The sequence below is a fragment of the Arthrobacter sp. 10N410 genome, assembly GCF_056394945.1.
Genome location: NZ_JBFTIP010000005.1, coordinates 25,192 through 40,964, shown reverse-complemented (window position 1 = coordinate 40,964; position 15,773 = coordinate 25,192). Strand labels below are relative to the sequence as shown.

Sequence of the window (15,773 nt, the reverse complement as noted above, 5' to 3'; positions counted from 1 at the left end):
GTTAGGCCTGGCTTTCGGTAGGGGCAGACGAGACGGCGGGGCCGGCAGTTGCGGGGCCGCTGTCGGCGTCGGCGGGACGGACCGGGATGCTGGCGGCGATCAGCACCGGCTGCTGCCCGGCCTGCGCCTTCTCCTCCGCGGTGGCGGGGCGCATCTGGCCGCGCTCCGGGACGAAGGAGATCGAGTCGTCCTTTTGGTCCGGGGCGTTGACGAAGGAGCGGAAGCGGCGCAGCCGTTCAGGGTCCTTGAGCGTCTCGGCCCACTCGTCCTGGTAGGTGTCCACGTGCTTGGCCATGGCTGCCTCAAGGTCCGCGGCGATGCCGAGCGAGTCGCGCACCACCACGTCCTCGACGTGCTTCAGGCCGCCGTCGAGCTCTTCCTGCCAGCGCGCGGTGCGCTGCAGCCGGTCCGCGGTGCGGATGTAGTACATCAGGTAGCGGTCGATGTACTTCAGCAGGGTCTCCTCGTCCAGGTCCTGCGCGAGGAGCTGGGCGTGCGCCGGCTGGAAGCCGCCGTTGCCGCCGACGTAGAGGTTCCAGCCCTTGTCCGTGGCGATCACGCCGACGTCCTTGCCGCGGGCCTCGGCGCATTCGCGGGCGCAGCCGGAGACGCCCATCTTCAGCTTGTGCGGGCTGCGCAGTCCGCGGTAGCGCAGCTCCAGCGTGATCGCGAGGGCGACGGCGTCCTGGACGCCGAAGCGGCACCAAGTGGACCCGACGCAGGACTTCACGGTGCGCAGCGACTTGCCGTAGGCCTGGCCGGACTCGAAACCCGCGTCCACGAGTTCCTTCCAGATGTCCGGGAGCTGTTCCAGCCGGGCGCCGAACATGTCGATCCGCTGGCCGCCGGTGATCTTGGTGTAGAGGCCGTACTTCTCGGCGACGGCGGCGATCACGCCGAGCTTCTTCGGGGTGATCTCGCCGCCCGCGATCCGGGGAACCACCGAGTAGCTGCCATCCTTTTGCATGTTGGCCAGGGCGCGGTCGTTGGTGTCCTGCAGGGTCCCGCGGCCGGCGTCGAGCACGTAGGCGCTGTGCTGGCTGGCGAGGATGTTGGCGATGGTGGGCTTGCAGATGTCGCAGCCGGTGCCGGTGCCGTAGCGGGCCAGAATGTCCTCGAAGGAGGCCAGTTCCAGGACCTTGATGGCGTCGAAGAGTTCCTGCCGGGAGAGTTCGAAGTGTTCGCAGAGGGCCTTGGAGACGGCGACGCCGGACTTGGCCAGTTCGCCTTCGAGCAGCTTCTTCAGCATCGGCACGCAGGAGCCGCACTGGGTGCCGGCACGGGTGCAGCCCTTGAGGTCGCCGAGGTCCTGGACCGGGGCGTTGCCCTCGCAGGCGCCGCAGCCATTGACGGCGTCGCGGATGGCTCCGGCGGCCACGTTGTTGCAGGAGCACAGGATGGCGTCGTCCGGGAGGCTGGCCTCCAGGGCTTCGCCGCCGCCGGCCGCGGTGAGGTAGGCGCCGGGTTCGGCGGCCAGTTCGCGGCCGAGCATGGGGCGCAGCGAGGTGTACGGGGTCGCGTCGCCGACGAAGATGCCGCCCAGCAGGGTCTTGGCGTCGTCGGTGGTGACGATCTTCTGGTACACGCCGCGGGCCGGGTCCGCGTAGACGATTTCGAGGGCGTGGTCCGTGCGGGCGAAGGCGTCGCCGAAGCTGGCGACGTCGACGCCGGAGAGCTTGAGCTTGGTGGCGGTGTCGAAGCCCGGGAAGGTCGCGCCGCCGCCGTGCAGCCGGTCCGCGACGATCTCCGCCATGGTGTTGGCGGGGGCCACCAGGCCCAGGCACATGCCGCCGAAGTTGGCGACCTCGCCGATCGCCCAGACGCCGGGCACCTGGGTCTGGCAGCCGTCGGAGATCACGACGCCGCCGCGCGGGCCGAGTTCGAACTGCTGCTGTGCGCCCTCGCCGGCCCGGAACAGTTCGTCGCGGGGGCGTACGCCGATTGCGACGATCACAATGTCGGCCTCCACGGTGCGGCCGTCGGCCATCAGCACGCCGGTGACCTGGCCGTCGTCGTCGGAGAGGACCTCGGCGGGGAAGACGCCGCCGTGGACGGTGAAGCCCTTGGCCTCGATCAGTCGGCCGAGCGCCTGCCCGGCGCCCTCGTCCAGCTGGGTGTTCATCAGCCAGGGGGAGCCGTTGATGACGATCGGCACGGCGCCGAGCTGTTCGGTGCCGGCCGCGGATTCGAGGCCGAGCAGGCCGCCGCCGATCGTGACGGCGTTGACCTTCCGGCCCAGCTTGGCGGTGAGTTCCGCGATCGCCTGGTTGATGGCCCGGACGTCCTCGAGGGTGCGGTAGACGTGGGTGAGTTCGGCGCCGGGGATGGGCAGGCGGGCGGCGTCGGAGCCGGTCGCGACGACCAGTTCGTCGTACGGGTAGACGGTGCCCGCGGCGGTTTCCACGGTTTTCGCGGCGGTGTCGATGCCGGCGACGCGCTCGCCGGTCCTGAGCGTGAGGGCGTCGTGGTCCCACATTGAGGCGCTGCCCAGGGTGAGGTCCACATCCGCATCGGTGAGCGCCTTGCTGAGCGCGACGCGGTCGTAGGGGAGGTGCGCTTCCTCGGTGAGGACGGTGACCTGCCAGCCGTCGAGGCCGCGGGCGTGCATGGCGTCGGCGAAGCGGTGCGCGGCGGGTCCGCCGCCGGCGACGACGACGCGTCGGGGGACCTGCCGGGATTCCGTCCGGGAGCGTTCGTTTTCGGGGCTGGCGGTCTGTCCGGTCACGGGTGGCCTTTCGTTGGGCCGCAGGCGGTGCTCTGCAACGGTTAGATCCAGCTGCTTCGATCGGCCCGTGCTGTCGGCGGCATCGATCGGCTGGTCCGTTCAGCCTAGGGACCGGCAGTTTCGCTTCAGTTTCCCTTTTGTTTCGTGATCTTAACTTCTGCATCACGGCTGCGTTTCGGGCTGCGTGAGGTCTCTTTTACCGGCCGGACACATTGGCAGCACGCCGTTGAAACACCCCGCTCCTAGCGTGGAGCCATGGCCGCAGCTGTGGCCAGAAACTTTGAGAGGGGCCGACATGACTGCCGTACTGGAAAGCGCAGCCCGCAGCTTTGTGGAGCGAACCGCCGACGAAAGCGGCTGGCACCGGGTGTGCGCCGTGGAAGACCTGGAGCCCGGCTGGGGCGAGGCCGCGCTGATCGCCGGACACCAGGTGGCCTTGATCCGTACCGCGGCCGGTGAGGTGTTCGCCGTCGAGCACGCCGATCCTGCCACCGGCGCCCATGTCATGGCCCGCGGCATCACCGGCTCCCGCGGTGCGCGCCCCACGCTGGCCTCGCCGCTGCACAAGGAGGTCTACGACCTCGGGACAGGGGAGTGCCTCGGCACCCCCGAGCTGCGCCTGGGCACGTACGCCGTCCGGGTGACGGACGGCTTCGTCGAGGTGGCGCTCTAGAGCCCGAGCGCCTCGCGCACGTCGGCCAGGACGCCGTCCAGGGCCGCACGGGCTTCGAGCCGCGCCTGCGGCAATTCGGCGGCGGATCCGACGCTGCGGATCACCTCGAGGTAGCACTTGAGCTTCGGTTCCGTGCCGCTGGGGCGGATGATGACGCGGCTGCCGTCCTTCGTCAGGTAGAGCAGTCCGTCGGTGGGCGGGAGCTGTTCGCTGCCCTCGGCCAGGTCCGCCGCGGTCTCGACGGCGGAGCCCCCGAAGGAGTCCGGCGGGCTGACCCGCAGCCGGTTCATCATGGCGTCCAGCAGGCCCAGGTCCGCAACCCGGATGCTGAGCTGGTCGCTCGCGTGCAGCCCGTGCACCAGGTACAGCTCGTCCAGGGTGTCGAAGATCGTCTTGCCCTCGGCCTTCGCGGCCGCGGCGAGTTCGGCGATCAGCACCGCGGCCGAAATGCCGTCCTTGTCCCGCACCAGCGACGGCGCGACGCAGTAGCCCAGCGCCTCCTCGTAGCCGTAGAGCAGGCCGGGCACACGGGCGATCCACTTGAATCCGGTGAGGGTTTCCTCGTGGGCGTAGCCCGCGGCGGCGGCGATGCGGGCCAGCAGCCGGGAGGACACGATCGAATTGGCGAAGACGCCGGCAGCGGCACCCCCTGCGGCCCCGTCGGTGGCCAGCCGGGCCACGACGTGTGCCCCCAGCAGGGCGCCCACCTCGTCTCCGCGCAGCATCCGCCAGGCGCCGGTGTCCGGGTCCTTCGCGGCAACTGCGGCGCGGTCGGCGTCGGGGTCGTTGGCGATCACAATGTCGGCGTCCACCCGGGCCGCGGTTTCCAGCGCGAGGTCCAGCGCGCCGGGCTCCTCGGGGTTGGGGAAGTTCACGGTGGGGAAATCGGGGTCAGGGTCTGCCTGCTCGGACACCAGCGTGACGTCGGTGAATCCCGCGGCTTTGAGTACCGCCACGGCAGTCTCGCCGCCCACACCGTGCATGGGGGTCAGGACGATCTTCAGCTCGCGGGCCGGGAAGCGCTCCGGCACGGCGAGGGCGGCGACGGCGGCCTCGTAGTCGCTGGCGATGGAGGGATCAAGCACCGTCCAGCCCCCGGCGGCCAGGGCAATCGAATCCAGTGCGCCGACGGCGTCGATCTCCGCGGCGATCAGCGCATCGTAGGGCGCCACGATCTGGGCGCCGCGTCCGCTCTCCTCGACGGCGTGGCGGCCAAGGTAGACCTTGTAGCCGTTGTCCTGCGGCGGGTTGTGGCTTGCCGTGACCATCACGCCGCCGTCGCAGTCCAGGGCGCGGACCGCGTAGGCGAGCAGCGGCGTGGGCAGCGCCGCCGGCATCAGGAACGTTTCGATGCCGGCGGCGGTGAAGATCGCGGCGGTTTCTTCGGCGAAGATGTCGGAGTTGTAGCGGGCGTCGTAGCCGACGACGGCGCGCGGCCGGGTCCCCGGCGCGGCCTGCGCAACAGCGCTGCCGAGGAAGGCCGCCAGGCCCGCGGCGGCGCGGCGCACCACGACGCGGTTCATCCGGTTCGGCCCGGCGCCGAGGGCCGCCCGCAGGCCCGCGGTGCCGAACTGGAGCGTGCCGCTGAAGCTGTCCGCCAGTTCCTGCCGTGCTCCCGCTGCTCCCTCGTCGGTAAGGCGGACCAGCTCGGTCAGGGCGGCGGCGGTCGCGGGATCCGGGTCCTGGGCCGCCCAGGTGCGGGCGTCGCTCAACAGTCGGGTCAGTGCGGCATCGGAAGACGTCATGGGTACCAAACTAGCGTCAAAGCTGGGCCGGGCGCGCCCCGACAAGCGCGGGCGGGGCTTACAGTTCCATCACACCCGGGCGGCCAGGGGCGCGCGGGCTGGCACATCACGGCAGTGTTTTCCGGCCGGTGCTGCCGCGAAGGGTCGGCTCGGCGCAGGTCTTCCGAAGGATCGGCTCAAGACCGCGGCGAAGGCAGTGGCGGGTCATTGACACGCATTTTTCCGGACACGTAACGTCTGGAATATGAAAATGGGGCGTGGGGTGGAATGGGCCGTGCACTCGTGCGTCAACATGGCCTGGACGCCGCCGGGGGAGGCCGTGAACAGCGCCAGGCTTGCGGCCTTGTACAAGCTCCCCGCGGCGTACCTGAACAAGCAGCTCCAGGCCCTGGTCCGCGCCGGGATCCTGACCTCGGTCTCGGGCCCGCGCGGCGGCTTCCACCTCGCGCGCAGGCCGGAGAACATCACCGTGCTGGATGTGGTCCTGGCCCTGGAAGGGCAGGAGCCGGCCTTCCGCTGTGAAGCCATCCTCGGCGACATGCCGGAGGCTGACCGGCAGGAGAACTTCGTCCGGACCTGCCTGATCTCCCAGACCATGCGGCAGGCGGAGTTGGCCTGGCGGCAGGCGCTGGCACGGCAGACCATCGCCGGGATCGCCGACTCGATGGAGCGTCGGCTTCCCGGCGGCCGCGACAAGGCCGTCCGCCGTCTCACCGCAGGCCTGGGCTAGGGGCGCTGGGGGCTTTAGGGGCCCCGGCCCGCGCCCGGCCTGCAGGGGCCGGCTTAGAGCTTGGCGATGATCTCCGCGAGCAGCTTGGAGATGCGCGGACCCGCGGCCTGGCCGGCCTCAAGGACCTCCTCATGGCTCAGCGGCACCGGGCTGATGCCGGCGGCAAGGTTGGTGACCAGCGAGATGCCGAAGACCTCCATGCCCGCATGGCGGCCGGCGATGGCCTCCAGCGCGGTGGACATGCCCACCAGGGACGCGCCGATCCGCTTGGCGTACTGCACCTCGGCCGGGGTCTCGTAGTGCGGGCCGGTGAACTGCGCGTAGACGCCTTCGTCCAGGCTGGGATCTACCTCACGGGCCAGGCCGCGGATCCGCGAGGAGTACAGGTCGGTGAGGTCCACGAAGGTAGCGCCCTCGAGGGGGGACGTGGCGGTGAGGTTGATGTGGTCGCTGATCAGCACGGGGGTGCCCGGCGCCCAGTCCTCGTTCAATCCGCCGCAGCCGTTGGTGAGGACCAGCGTCTTGCAGCCGGCGGCGGCCGCGGTGCGAACGCCATGCACGACGGCGCGGACGCCCTTGCCCTCGTAGTAGTGCGTGCGGGCGCCCAGGACCAGGGCGCGCTTGCCTTCCCGGGTCAGCACCGAGCGGATGGTGCCCACGTGGCCCACCACGGAGGGGGAGGAAAAGCCGGGGACCTCGTCCGCGGAGAGCGTGGCGGTGGTCTCGCCGATCAGTTCGGCAGCGTCGCCCCAGCCCGAGCCAAGCACCAGCGCGACATCGTGGCTGTCGACGCCGGTCTCTTCGGCAATGTAGTCGGCGGCGGCGCGGGCGGCGTCGAAGGGGTCCGTGTTCAGGAATTCTGTATTACTCACTGGTACAAGCTACCGTGCCCGTGCCGCACCGCACAGCATCTTTATTGGTGGCGCCGGTCCGGATGATGGACAATGGATGATTGTGACTACGCATCCCGATTTCAGTGCCCCCCGGATCGCAATTCTTGGCGGAGGGCCCGGTGGCTACGAAGCCGCCATGGTCGCCGCATCGCTGGGAGCGCAGGTCACCATTATTGAGCGCGCCGGACTCGGCGGATCGGCGGTGCTGACCGACGTCGTGCCGTCCAAGACCTTGATCGCGACGGCGGACCTGATGACCCGCGTGGGGGAGGCCGGCGAGCTGGGTGTGAAGTTCGACCTCGACGGCGGCGACTGCAGCCCGACGATGCGTGCGGACCTCAAGCACATCAACGACCGCCTGCTGGGCCTCGCCCGGCAGCAGTCCGCCGACATCCAGAAGGGCCTGGAGGGCCAGGGCGTCCGCATCCTGCTCGGCTCCGGCAAGATGCTGGACAACCACACGATCGAGGTCCTCACTTCCGAGGGCACCGAGACCATTGAAGCCGACGCCATCCTGCTCGCCGTCGGCGCCCACCCGCGCGAACTGCCCACGGCCCGGCCGGACGGCGAGCGCATCCTGAACTGGGCACAGATCTACAACATGGACGAGCTGCCCGAGGAACTGATCGTGGTGGGCTCGGGCGTCACCGGCGCCGAATTCGCCTCCGCCTACAACGGCCTTGGCTCCAAGGTCACCCTGATTTCTTCCCGCGACCGGGTGCTGCCCGGCTCGGACACGGACGCGGCCGAGGTGCTGGAAGGCGTCTTCGAACGCCGCGGCGTGAAGGTGTTGTCCCGGGCCCGCGCAGAGACCGTGGAGCGCACGGAGGGCGGCGTCGTGGTCACCCTCGGCGACGGTTCCAAGGTCACCGGCAGCCACTGCCTGGTGGCCGTCGGCTCCATTCCGAACACCGCCGGGATCGGCCTGGAGGAGGCCGGCGTCGCGCTGACCGAGAGCGGCCACATCAAGGTCGACGGCGTCTCGCGCACCACCGCGCCGAACATTTACGCCGCGGGCGACTGCACCGGCGTGCTGGCCCTCGCTTCGGTCGCGGCCATGCAGGGACGCATCGCGATCGCGCACTTCCTCGGCGACAGCGTCACCCCGCTCAAGCTGCACCAAGTGGCCTCGAACATCTTCACCTCCCCGGAGATCGCCAACGTCGGCGTCTCCGAGGCGGAGATCGACTCCGGCAAATACCAGGGCGACGTCGTCAAGCTCTCGCTGCGCAGCAACGCGCGCGCCAAGATGCGCAACCACAAGGACGGCTTCATCAAGATTTTCGCCCGCAAGGGCTCCGGCACTGTGATCGGCGGCGTCGTGGTGGGGCCGAACGCCTCCGAACTGATCTTCGCGATCTCCCTCGCGGTGACGCAGAAACTGCACGTCGACGACGTCGCCAGCACCTTCACGGTGTACCCGTCGCTCAGCGGCTCCATCTCCGAAGCGGCACGGCGGTTGCACGTCCACATGTAGCTGGCCGAGAGTTCCTTCGGCCGCGAACAGTCAGCACCGGCGCCCCCCAGGGCGCCGGTGCTTGGCTTTAAGCCCGGTGCGTTGGTTTGAGCAGGGAAGCCATCTTCCGTGCCGGTTTACATTCTGACATTTCATGCATATATTGTCAGAATGAATAGCCGTCCAGACGCCATCATCGACGCGGCCTACGTGTGCTTCACCCGACACGGTGCCCGCCGGACCACAATGCACGACCTGGCGGAGGAAGCCGGCATGTCCCGGGCGGCCCTGTACCAGTACTTCCGCAACAAGGAAGACGTGTTCCGGGCGCTGGTCGAGCGCCTGCTGGCCGGTGCCCTCGCCGCCTCCGAACACGCGGCGGAAATGGAAGGGCTCCCCGAGGCGCGGCTGGCAGGGATCCTGTCGGCCAAGCTCGGTCTGGTGATGCAGATCTGGCGGGACAGCCCGGCACATGCGGCAGAACTCCTTGGCGTCGACACACGCCTGAGTTCGGACGTGCTTGGACGCTACGACGAGGCAATGCTCGGTCTGCTGACGCGGACAGTTCACGATTCATACCCGGCGGCGGACGCCCCGGAAGCGGCCGAGATCCTGCTGGCCTTCACCCGCGGCCTGGAGGCGGGCGTTTCCAATCCAGCCGCCCTGCCCGAGCGCCTGCGTCGGGGCGTCGAAGTCTTCGTCACCGGTCTCAACAGCCTCACTCCTACGAAGGAACAACCATGACCACAGCAGTACTGATCACCGGAGCCTCCTCCGGCATTGGCCGCGCGACAGCCGAACGGCTGCTCGCCCAACCCGGGTTCACCGTCTACGCCACCGCGCGACAGCCTGAGGCGATTGCCGATCTTGGGCGTGCCGGAGCCAAAGTCCTGGCGCTCGACGTCACCGACGAAGCATCGATGGTCGCGGCCGTTGGCGCCGTCGAGGAACAGCACGGCAGCGTCGGAGTCCTCATCAACAATGCCGGTTACGGCGAGTACGGGACGATCGAGGAAGCCGAGCTGGATGCGGTCAGGCGTCAGTTCGAGACCAACGTTTTCGGCTTTTCCCGGATGATCCAGCTGGTGCTGCCGGGGATGCGGGCCGCCCGGGCCGGGCGGATCGTCAACATCGGTTCGATGGGAGGCCGGGTCACGTTCCCCGTCGGCGGCTACTATCACGCCACTAAGTACGCCGTGGAGGCCATCACTGACGCGCTCCGCTTCGAGACCGCGCCCTTCGGCATCCACACCTCCCTGATCGCCCCGGGCCTGATCCGCACCGGCTTTGGTGCCACCGCCTCCCGGACCCTGGCCGCCTCCGGCAAAGCGGCAGGACCGTACGCGGCCCTGCGGGCTGCCGCGGACGAGCAAATGGCCACCTCCTACGCCTCGCCGGTCCTCGCTGCCGAACCCGACGCCGTCGCCAGCGCGGTTGAGCACGCAGTGACGTCCCGCCGGCCCCGGCCCCGCTATACCGTCACCCCGGCCGCCAAAGCCATCGTCCAGTCCCGGCGGTTCCTGGGCTCGGGACTTTTCGATGCCTACCTCCGCCTGCAGTTCAAGAGCAAGAAATGAAGCCCACCGACAGTTGGCCCGCACCCTTCGACCCCTCGACGGCGCGGGTTTACGCCTACAACGAGATCCGCACCCACCTGCCTGCCGAACTGCTTTGGCAGGTGCTCATCGAAGCGGCCGCGTGGCCCCGGTGGTACCGCAATGCCCGCGACGTAAGCATTGATGGCGGAGGGCAACAGCTGACCAGCGCATCGACCTTCACCTGGACCACCTTCGGCCTCCGCGTGGCCAGCACAGTCCGGGAGTTCGCCCCGCCCAGCCGGCTGGCCTGGGAGGGCGCCGGGCGCGGGTCCTCCGGATACCACCGCTGGGATCTGCAGCCCACCCCCGACGGCGGCACACTCATTGTGACCGAAGAGGTCCAAAGCGGAATCATCGCGCGGCTTCTCGGACCGGTAGTGAAGCGGAGCATCGAACGGCAGCACCAACACTGGCTCGAGGCCCTGGTCGAGACAGCGGAAGCCGCGACGGTCAGGCCGTAGGCCACGTCGACCCCAGGGACGGTGCACCTTACCGACTCGCACCGGCGGAAAAGGGAGGGACCGGCGGAAGTTTCCGCCGGCCCCTCCCTTTTTGTTCCGCTCAGGCGGCTGCTTAGAACGGGTACGGCGCGATGTCCGGGCGCATCGTGAGCCACTGGATCTCCGTGAAGGACTCCATGTTGGCGTGGTGGCCGCCGATCCGGGAACCGTTGCCGGAGTTCTTCGTTCCGCCGAACGGGGAGTTCGCCTCGTCGGAGACCGTCTGCTCATTGATATGGACCTTGCCGGAGTCGAGCCGGTCCGCGATGGTCATGGCCATGCCGACGTCGCCCAGGATGCCGATCGACAGGCCGTATTCGTTGTCGTTGGCCAGCGCCACGGCCTCGTCAAGGGTGGAGAACTTCATCACCGGCGCCACCGGGCCGAAGATCTCGTCCTTCCACGCCGGGCTGTCCTCCTTCAGGTCCACCAGCACGGTGGGCTGGTAGAACCGGCCGTCGTGGGTGCCGCCGGCAGCCAGCCGGGCGCCGGCCTGCACCGCGTCCTGGACAATTCCGTCCACCCGGTGCAGCTGGCGTTCGTCGATCACCGGGCCCAGTGCCACGGTGCCGCTCTTCGGATCCCCCACCGGCAGGTGGCCGGCCTTCTCGGCGAGGGCGGCGACGTAGTCCTCGTAAATGTCCTCGTGCACTATGTGCCGGCCGGCCGCCATGCAGATCTGGCCCTGGTGCATGAACGATCCGAACGCCGCCGCGGAAGCCGCCTTGGCCAGGTCGGCGCCGGGCAACACGATCAGCGCGTTGTTGCCGCCCAGCTCGAGGTGGGCACGCTTGAGCAGCCGGCCGGCGGTTTCGCCGATCTTGCGGCCGGCCGCCGTCGAGCCGGTAAAGGCGATCACCCGGACTTCGGGAGCTTCGACTACGGCGGCGCCGATGTCCGCGCCGCCGGGCAGCAGCGAGAGCAGTCCCTGCGGGAGTCCGGCCTCCTCGAAGATCCGCATCAGCGTCACCCCGCCGCAGACCGCGGTGCGGGGGTCCGGCTTGAGCAGCACGGCGTTGCCGAGGGCGAGGGCTGGGGCGACGGCGCGGATCGAGAGGATCAGCGGGAAGTTGAACGGTGCGATCACCGAGACCACGCCCACCGGCCGGCGTCGGGCGAAGGACCAACGGTTTTCGTTGGAGGTGAGCACGTCGCCGGCCGGGAGTGAGGGCAGTGCAGAGGCGTCATAGCATTCGTTGGCGGCGATGTGCGTTTCCAGTCCGGCCTTGGGCGGGATGCCGCCGGATTCGCGCACGATCCAGTCCTGGATTTCCGCGCCGTGCTCCTCCCAGAGCTGCCCGGCACGGCGCAGTACGGCCGCGCGGTCCTCGGGATTGCGGGCGGCCCATTCCTTCTGTGCCTTGGCAGCGGCCGTGGCGGCCTCCCGGACATCCGCAACGGAGGCGACACCGTAGCTGCCCAGGGTGTCGCCGGTGGCTGGTTCGACGGCGTCGGCGGTCCCACCGCCGCCGGTGCGCCAGCCGTTGAGGTAGATCTTGCCCTCCCAGAGGGCTGAGTCGAGCAGGGACATGTCTGTCCTTTCATCGTGGGGCTGCCTGAGGCAGTCTGGTGCGGCCGTACGCCGGGCCGAAAGCGTACGGGCCGATCCCGTCCATCACATGCTGTGCCGGCGCCGCCGTCAAGACCCTCGGTGACATTCGGCCCTAGCCCGGCGCTAAACGGTGCTCGCACAGTGGACCATGGCCAACATTTACCTTCCGTTCGGGACCGTCGAGGGCCAGACGGCCCGGATCGCCGAGTACATCGCCTACGTCATCCGTGAGCACGGCCACGAGGCACGGACCGCCGACCTGCAGACCGCCGGCGACGCCCTCCCGGATGAGTACGACGCCGTCATCGTCGGCGCCTCGGTCCACATGGGCAAGCACGAGGGGGTCGTCACAGACTTCGTCCGCGCGAACAAGGCCGCGCTGGAACGTTTGCCTTCGGCGTTGTTCTCGGTCAGCCTCGCCGTGGTCGGGGACGAGGGACGGGCGGAAAGCTATGTGGAGAAGTTCGAGGAGGAAACGGGGTGGCGGCCGGCGCACGTCGGCTTGTTCGGCGGGGCCCTGCTGTACAGCGAGTACGGCTTCCTCAAGCGGCACATGATGAAGAGGATCGTCAGCGGACAGGGTTCCCCGGACACGGACATGTCCCGCGACTACGTCTATACCGAGTGGGACGGCGTCCGGCGCTTTGCGGAGGACTTCCTGGCCGGCTTGCCCGCCGCCAGCGCCTAGACGACCGCGGCCCGAACGCTTCCCGACGCCGAACTGCCCCTGGCCATCCGGGCCGCCAGCAGGTAGACGGCACCGGTGATCAGCGGGACCGCGCTTGCCGCCGCGAGCGAGGCGATCGGGCCCGACCGGCCGAGCACCGTGATCAGCAGCGGCAGCGCACCCAGGGCCAGCAGCAGCCAACCCGCCAGGGCGGTCCGCTTCAACCCGAGGATGGCGGCCGGGAACGCCAGGGCGACGACGCCGACGGCCAGCACCGGTCCGTTCACTTCCTGGAAGCTGCGCGCCATGGTCGAGTCGACGGCAAACCACACGCAAAGCGCCACGAAGGCCGCCGTCAGTGCCACCAGCAGGGGAGCTGCCCCCGCCGGCCAGAACCAGGCGAGGGCCGCTAGGACCAGCATCGGAATCGCCCAGGCCAGGAGCACCGTCAGACCGGACGACCCGCCCGGTTCCTCCAGGGCGTAGCCGCCGATGAATGCCGCGCCGAACACGGTGAAGACCGTCATCAGCACCGCGCCCGTCCGGGTCAGCGCGGTCGCGCGCCGCTGCGGATCCTTCTGCCGGTTGAGCACAACTCCGAGCACCACGGCGACCACGACGACGGCGGCCACGGCCAGGATGATGGGGACCGACATGGGTGCCTCCCAGGGGCGGTGGGATCCTGTGCTTATTGAAGCCCAGCGGGGAAGCGCGGCCAAGGGGAGAAAGGCCTGATGGGGCGAACGAGTGCAATCGTCAAACCTGTCTCAGGCCGGGCCGTCATACGCCGTCATTTGGGGTCTTCCATCGAGGAGCGGTCTTGCTATCGTCGCAAGTAAGAATGCCGCCACGCGGCCAAGCTGGCGAGCCCTTGCCGGCTCCTCGACGAAGGACCACCATGAAGCGCACACGACTTTCCGTTATCGGCCTCATCGCAGCCGCAGGACTCGCCCTGGCCGGATGCGGTTCGGCGTCCACAACGCCTGCCAGCTCCGCACCGGCAGGCGGCCCGGACACCTCGTTGAGCGACGTCAAGAGCGCCGGGGTGCTCAGGGTCGGAACCGAAGGCACCTACAAGCCCTTCTCCTTCCACGCCAACGGCAGCGGCGAACTGACCGGCTACGACGTGGAGATCATCACCGCCGTCGCCGGCAAGCTCGGCGTCAAGCCGGCCTTCCAGGAGACGCAGTTCGACGCCATCTTTGCCGGACTCGAAGCCAAGCGGTTCGACGTCGTCGCCAACCAGGTCTCGATCACGGACGAACGCAAGGCGAAATACGACTTCTCCACCCCGTACACCGTCAGCACCGGCGTCATTGTCACCAAGTCCGACAACGGGGACATCACCTCCTTCGACAGCCTGAAGGGCAAGACCACGGCGCAGTCGCTGACGAGCAACTGGTACAAGCTGGCACAGCAGAGCGGAGCCAACGTGCAGGCGGTTGAGGGCTGGGCACAGGCCATCACGCTGCTCAAGCAGGGCCGCGTCGATGCCACCATCAACGACAAGCTCACGTACCTTGACCAGCAGAAGACGGCCCGCGATGACAGCATCAAGATTGCCGCCGAGACCACGGACAAGTCACTCAGCGCCTTCGCGTTCCGCAAGGGCTCGACCAGCCTGACCGCCGCCGTCGACAAGGCCCTCACCGAACTGCAGGCCGACGGTACCCTCAAGAAGATTTCGCAGAAGTACTTCAACGCCGACGTCACCAAGTAGCCGGATGGAAACCGTCGAAGAACGCGGCTCCCGATCATGACGATCAACTGGGATCTCGTCTGGGGGTCGCTGGGACCGATCCTGATGGGGGCGATCACCGGCACCATTCCCGTGGCGTTGGCCTCGTTTGCCCTGGGGCTGCTGCTTGCCCTGGTGGTCGCCCTGATGCGGCTCAGCCGCAATCCCGTCCTGTCGGCGATCGCACGGATCTATATCTCCGTAATCCGCGGCACGCCGCTGTTGGTTCAGCTGTTTGTCATCTTCTACGGGCTGCCGTCCATCGGCATCACCATCAGTCCGTGGCCCAGCGCGATCATCGCCTTCTCCCTGAACGTGGGCGGCTACGCCGCCGAAGTCATTCGGGCGGCCATCCTGTCCGTTCCCAAGGGCCAGTGGGAGGCCGGCCACACCATCGGCATGTCGCGGCGCCAGTCACTGGTGCGGATCATCCTGCCGCAGGCCGCGAGGGTCTCGGTCCCGCCGTTGTCCAACACCTTCATCAGCCTGGTCAAGGACACCTCGCTGGCCTCGCTGATCCTGGTGACCGAGCTGTTCCGCCAGGCGCAGCAGGTGGCGGCCTTCAGCCAGGAATTCATGCTGCTGTACCTGGAAGCAGCCGTCATCTACTGGATCATCTGTCTGGTCCTCGCCGGCGGCCAGTCAGTCCTCGAGAAGAGATTGGACCGCTATGTCGCCCACTGAATCCGATCTCCCGGACGGTGGCCTCCCGGACGCAACACCGGACGCCACACCGGACGCCACCCCGCTCCTGTCCGTCCGCGGACTCCGCAAGGCGTTTGGAAAGCACGAAGTGCTCAAATCCATTGACGTGAACGTCCGCCGGGGTGAAGTGGTCACCCTGATCGGGCCCTCCGGGTCCGGCAAGACGACGGTCCTGCGGTGCCTCAACGGCCTCGAAGTTCCCGACGCCGGCGTCGTGGAGTTCGACGGCGACCTCTCGGTCGACTTTTCGGCGCAGGTGTCCAAGAAGCAGCTGGCGGCCATGCGGGACCGCAGCGCGATGGTGTTCCAGCACTACAACCTGTTCCCGCACAAGACCACCCTGGAAAACGTCATCGAGGGCCCGGTCCAGGTGCAGAAGCGGCCCAAGGCCGAGGCCGTCAAGGAGGCCCGGGAACTGCTCGCCCGGGTCGGGCTTGCCGACAAGGAAAACAGCTATCCCTTCGAGCTCTCCGGCGGCCAGCAGCAGCGGGTCGGCATCGTGCGCGCCCTGGCCCTGCGGCCGCAGCTGCTGCTTTTTGACGAGCCGACGTCGGCGCTTGACCCCGAGCTGGTGGGCGACGTCCTGACCGTCATCAAGGAGTTGGCGGACGAGGGCTGGACCATGGTCGTGGTCACCCACGAGCTCGCCTTCGCCCGCGAGGTTGCCGACGAAGTCATTTTCATGGACGGCGGGGTGGTCGTGGAACGTGGGCACCCGGATACGGTGCTGCGCGCCCCCCGGGAGGAGCGCACCCGGCAGTTCGTGGACCGGCTGCTGAATCCGTTCTAAG

The 15,773-nt window shown here is 68.6% G+C and carries 15 protein-coding genes; 10 read left to right on the top strand and 5 right to left on the bottom strand.

Annotated features, from left to right (window positions below; translation table 11 throughout):
• Window position 1: 1 nt before the first annotated feature.
• Window positions 2-2,725: a nitrite reductase large subunit NirB gene (nirB, locus tag AC1DB8_RS12565; RefSeq protein WP_476893219.1), complete on the bottom strand. Its 2,724-nt coding sequence runs from the start codon at window positions 2,723-2,725 to the stop codon at window positions 2-4.
• A 295-nt stretch (window positions 2,726-3,020) separates the two neighbouring features.
• Between nirB and nirD the strand changes: the two genes are divergently transcribed.
• On the top strand, window positions 3,021-3,398 hold the full coding sequence (gene nirD / locus AC1DB8_RS12560; protein ID WP_441418430.1) for a nitrite reductase small subunit NirD: 378 nt from the start codon (window positions 3,021-3,023) through the stop codon (window positions 3,396-3,398).
• On the opposite strand, the gene AC1DB8_RS12555 is transcribed toward nirD, so the two are convergent.
• Window positions 3,395-5,143 carry a phospho-sugar mutase gene (locus tag AC1DB8_RS12555; protein ID WP_476893218.1) on the bottom strand — a complete coding sequence of 583 codons (1,749 nt, stop codon included), beginning with the start codon at window positions 5,141-5,143 and terminating at the stop codon, window positions 3,395-3,397. The genes nirD and AC1DB8_RS12555 overlap by 4 nt on opposite strands.
• 244 nt (window positions 5,144-5,387) lie before the next feature.
• Between AC1DB8_RS12555 and AC1DB8_RS12550 the strand changes: the two genes are divergently transcribed.
• The gene (locus tag AC1DB8_RS12550; RefSeq protein ID WP_441418428.1) at window positions 5,388-5,873 is read left to right on the top strand and encodes an RrF2 family transcriptional regulator; all 486 of its coding nucleotides are present in this window, start codon (window positions 5,388-5,390) and stop codon (window positions 5,871-5,873) included.
• A 53-nt stretch (window positions 5,874-5,926) separates the two neighbouring features.
• Here AC1DB8_RS12550 and AC1DB8_RS12545 read toward each other — a convergent pair whose 3' ends face one another.
• On the bottom strand, window positions 5,927-6,745 hold the full coding sequence (locus AC1DB8_RS12545) for a purine-nucleoside phosphorylase (protein ID WP_476893217.1): 819 nt from the start codon (window positions 6,743-6,745) through the stop codon (window positions 5,927-5,929).
• 82 nt (window positions 6,746-6,827) lie between these two features.
• On the opposite strand from AC1DB8_RS12545, the gene AC1DB8_RS12540 reads away from it, so the two are divergent.
• From AC1DB8_RS12540 to AC1DB8_RS12525, 4 genes are all read left to right on the top strand, one after another.
• Complete coding sequence (locus tag AC1DB8_RS12540) at window positions 6,828-8,243, top strand: NAD(P)H-quinone dehydrogenase (RefSeq protein ID WP_441418426.1); 1,416 nt, start codon at window positions 6,828-6,830, stop codon at window positions 8,241-8,243.
• Window positions 8,244-8,393: 150 nt separating this feature from the next.
• On the top strand, window positions 8,394-8,966 hold the full coding sequence (locus tag AC1DB8_RS12535) for a TetR/AcrR family transcriptional regulator (RefSeq protein ID WP_441418425.1): 573 nt from the start codon (window positions 8,394-8,396) through the stop codon (window positions 8,964-8,966).
• Window positions 8,963-9,799, top strand: coding sequence for an oxidoreductase (locus AC1DB8_RS12530; RefSeq protein WP_476893216.1), 837 nt, complete (start codon window positions 8,963-8,965; stop codon window positions 9,797-9,799). Before AC1DB8_RS12535 ends, AC1DB8_RS12530 begins: the two co-directional genes overlap by 4 nt.
• Entirely contained in the window at window positions 9,796-10,281 is a 486-nt protein-coding gene (locus tag AC1DB8_RS12525) for an SRPBCC domain-containing protein (protein ID WP_476893215.1), read from the top strand. Before AC1DB8_RS12530 ends, AC1DB8_RS12525 begins: the two co-directional genes overlap by 4 nt.
• A gap of 112 nt (window positions 10,282-10,393) precedes the next feature.
• Here the strand turns inward: AC1DB8_RS12525 and AC1DB8_RS12520 are convergent, their stop codons facing one another.
• Window positions 10,394-11,851: a benzaldehyde dehydrogenase gene (locus tag AC1DB8_RS12520; protein ID WP_476893214.1), complete on the bottom strand. Its 1,458-nt coding sequence runs from the start codon at window positions 11,849-11,851 to the stop codon at window positions 10,394-10,396.
• 169 nt (window positions 11,852-12,020) lie between these two features.
• On the opposite strand from AC1DB8_RS12520, the gene AC1DB8_RS12515 reads away from it, so the two are divergent.
• The gene (locus tag AC1DB8_RS12515; RefSeq protein ID WP_476893213.1) at window positions 12,021-12,560 is read left to right on the top strand and encodes a flavodoxin domain-containing protein; all 540 of its coding nucleotides are present in this window, start codon (window positions 12,021-12,023) and stop codon (window positions 12,558-12,560) included.
• Here AC1DB8_RS12515 and AC1DB8_RS12510 read toward each other — a convergent pair.
• The gene (locus AC1DB8_RS12510) at window positions 12,557-13,195 is read right to left on the bottom strand and encodes a hypothetical protein (RefSeq protein ID WP_476893212.1); all 639 of its coding nucleotides are present in this window, start codon (window positions 13,193-13,195) and stop codon (window positions 12,557-12,559) included. The two genes, AC1DB8_RS12515 and AC1DB8_RS12510, sit on opposite strands and share 4 nt — an antisense overlap.
• 242 nt (window positions 13,196-13,437) lie before the next feature.
• On the opposite strand from AC1DB8_RS12510, the gene AC1DB8_RS12505 reads away from it, so the two are divergent.
• Genes AC1DB8_RS12505 through AC1DB8_RS12495 form a run of 3 tightly spaced genes read left to right on the top strand, consistent with a single transcriptional unit; the run spans window position 13,438 to window position 15,772 of the window.
• Window positions 13,438-14,259, top strand: a complete 822-nt coding sequence (locus tag AC1DB8_RS12505; RefSeq protein ID WP_441418419.1) for an amino acid ABC transporter substrate-binding protein — start codon at window positions 13,438-13,440, stop codon at window positions 14,257-14,259.
• A 36-nt stretch (window positions 14,260-14,295) separates the two neighbouring features.
• Window positions 14,296-14,961, top strand: a complete 666-nt coding sequence (locus AC1DB8_RS12500; RefSeq protein ID WP_476893211.1) for an amino acid ABC transporter permease — start codon at window positions 14,296-14,298, stop codon at window positions 14,959-14,961.
• Window positions 14,948-15,772 (top strand): amino acid ABC transporter ATP-binding protein, encoded by an 825-nt coding sequence (locus tag AC1DB8_RS12495; RefSeq protein WP_476893210.1) that lies wholly within the window; start codon window positions 14,948-14,950, stop codon window positions 15,770-15,772. The genes AC1DB8_RS12500 and AC1DB8_RS12495 overlap by 14 nt, the downstream gene beginning before the upstream one ends.
• Window position 15,773 lies beyond the last annotated feature (1 nt).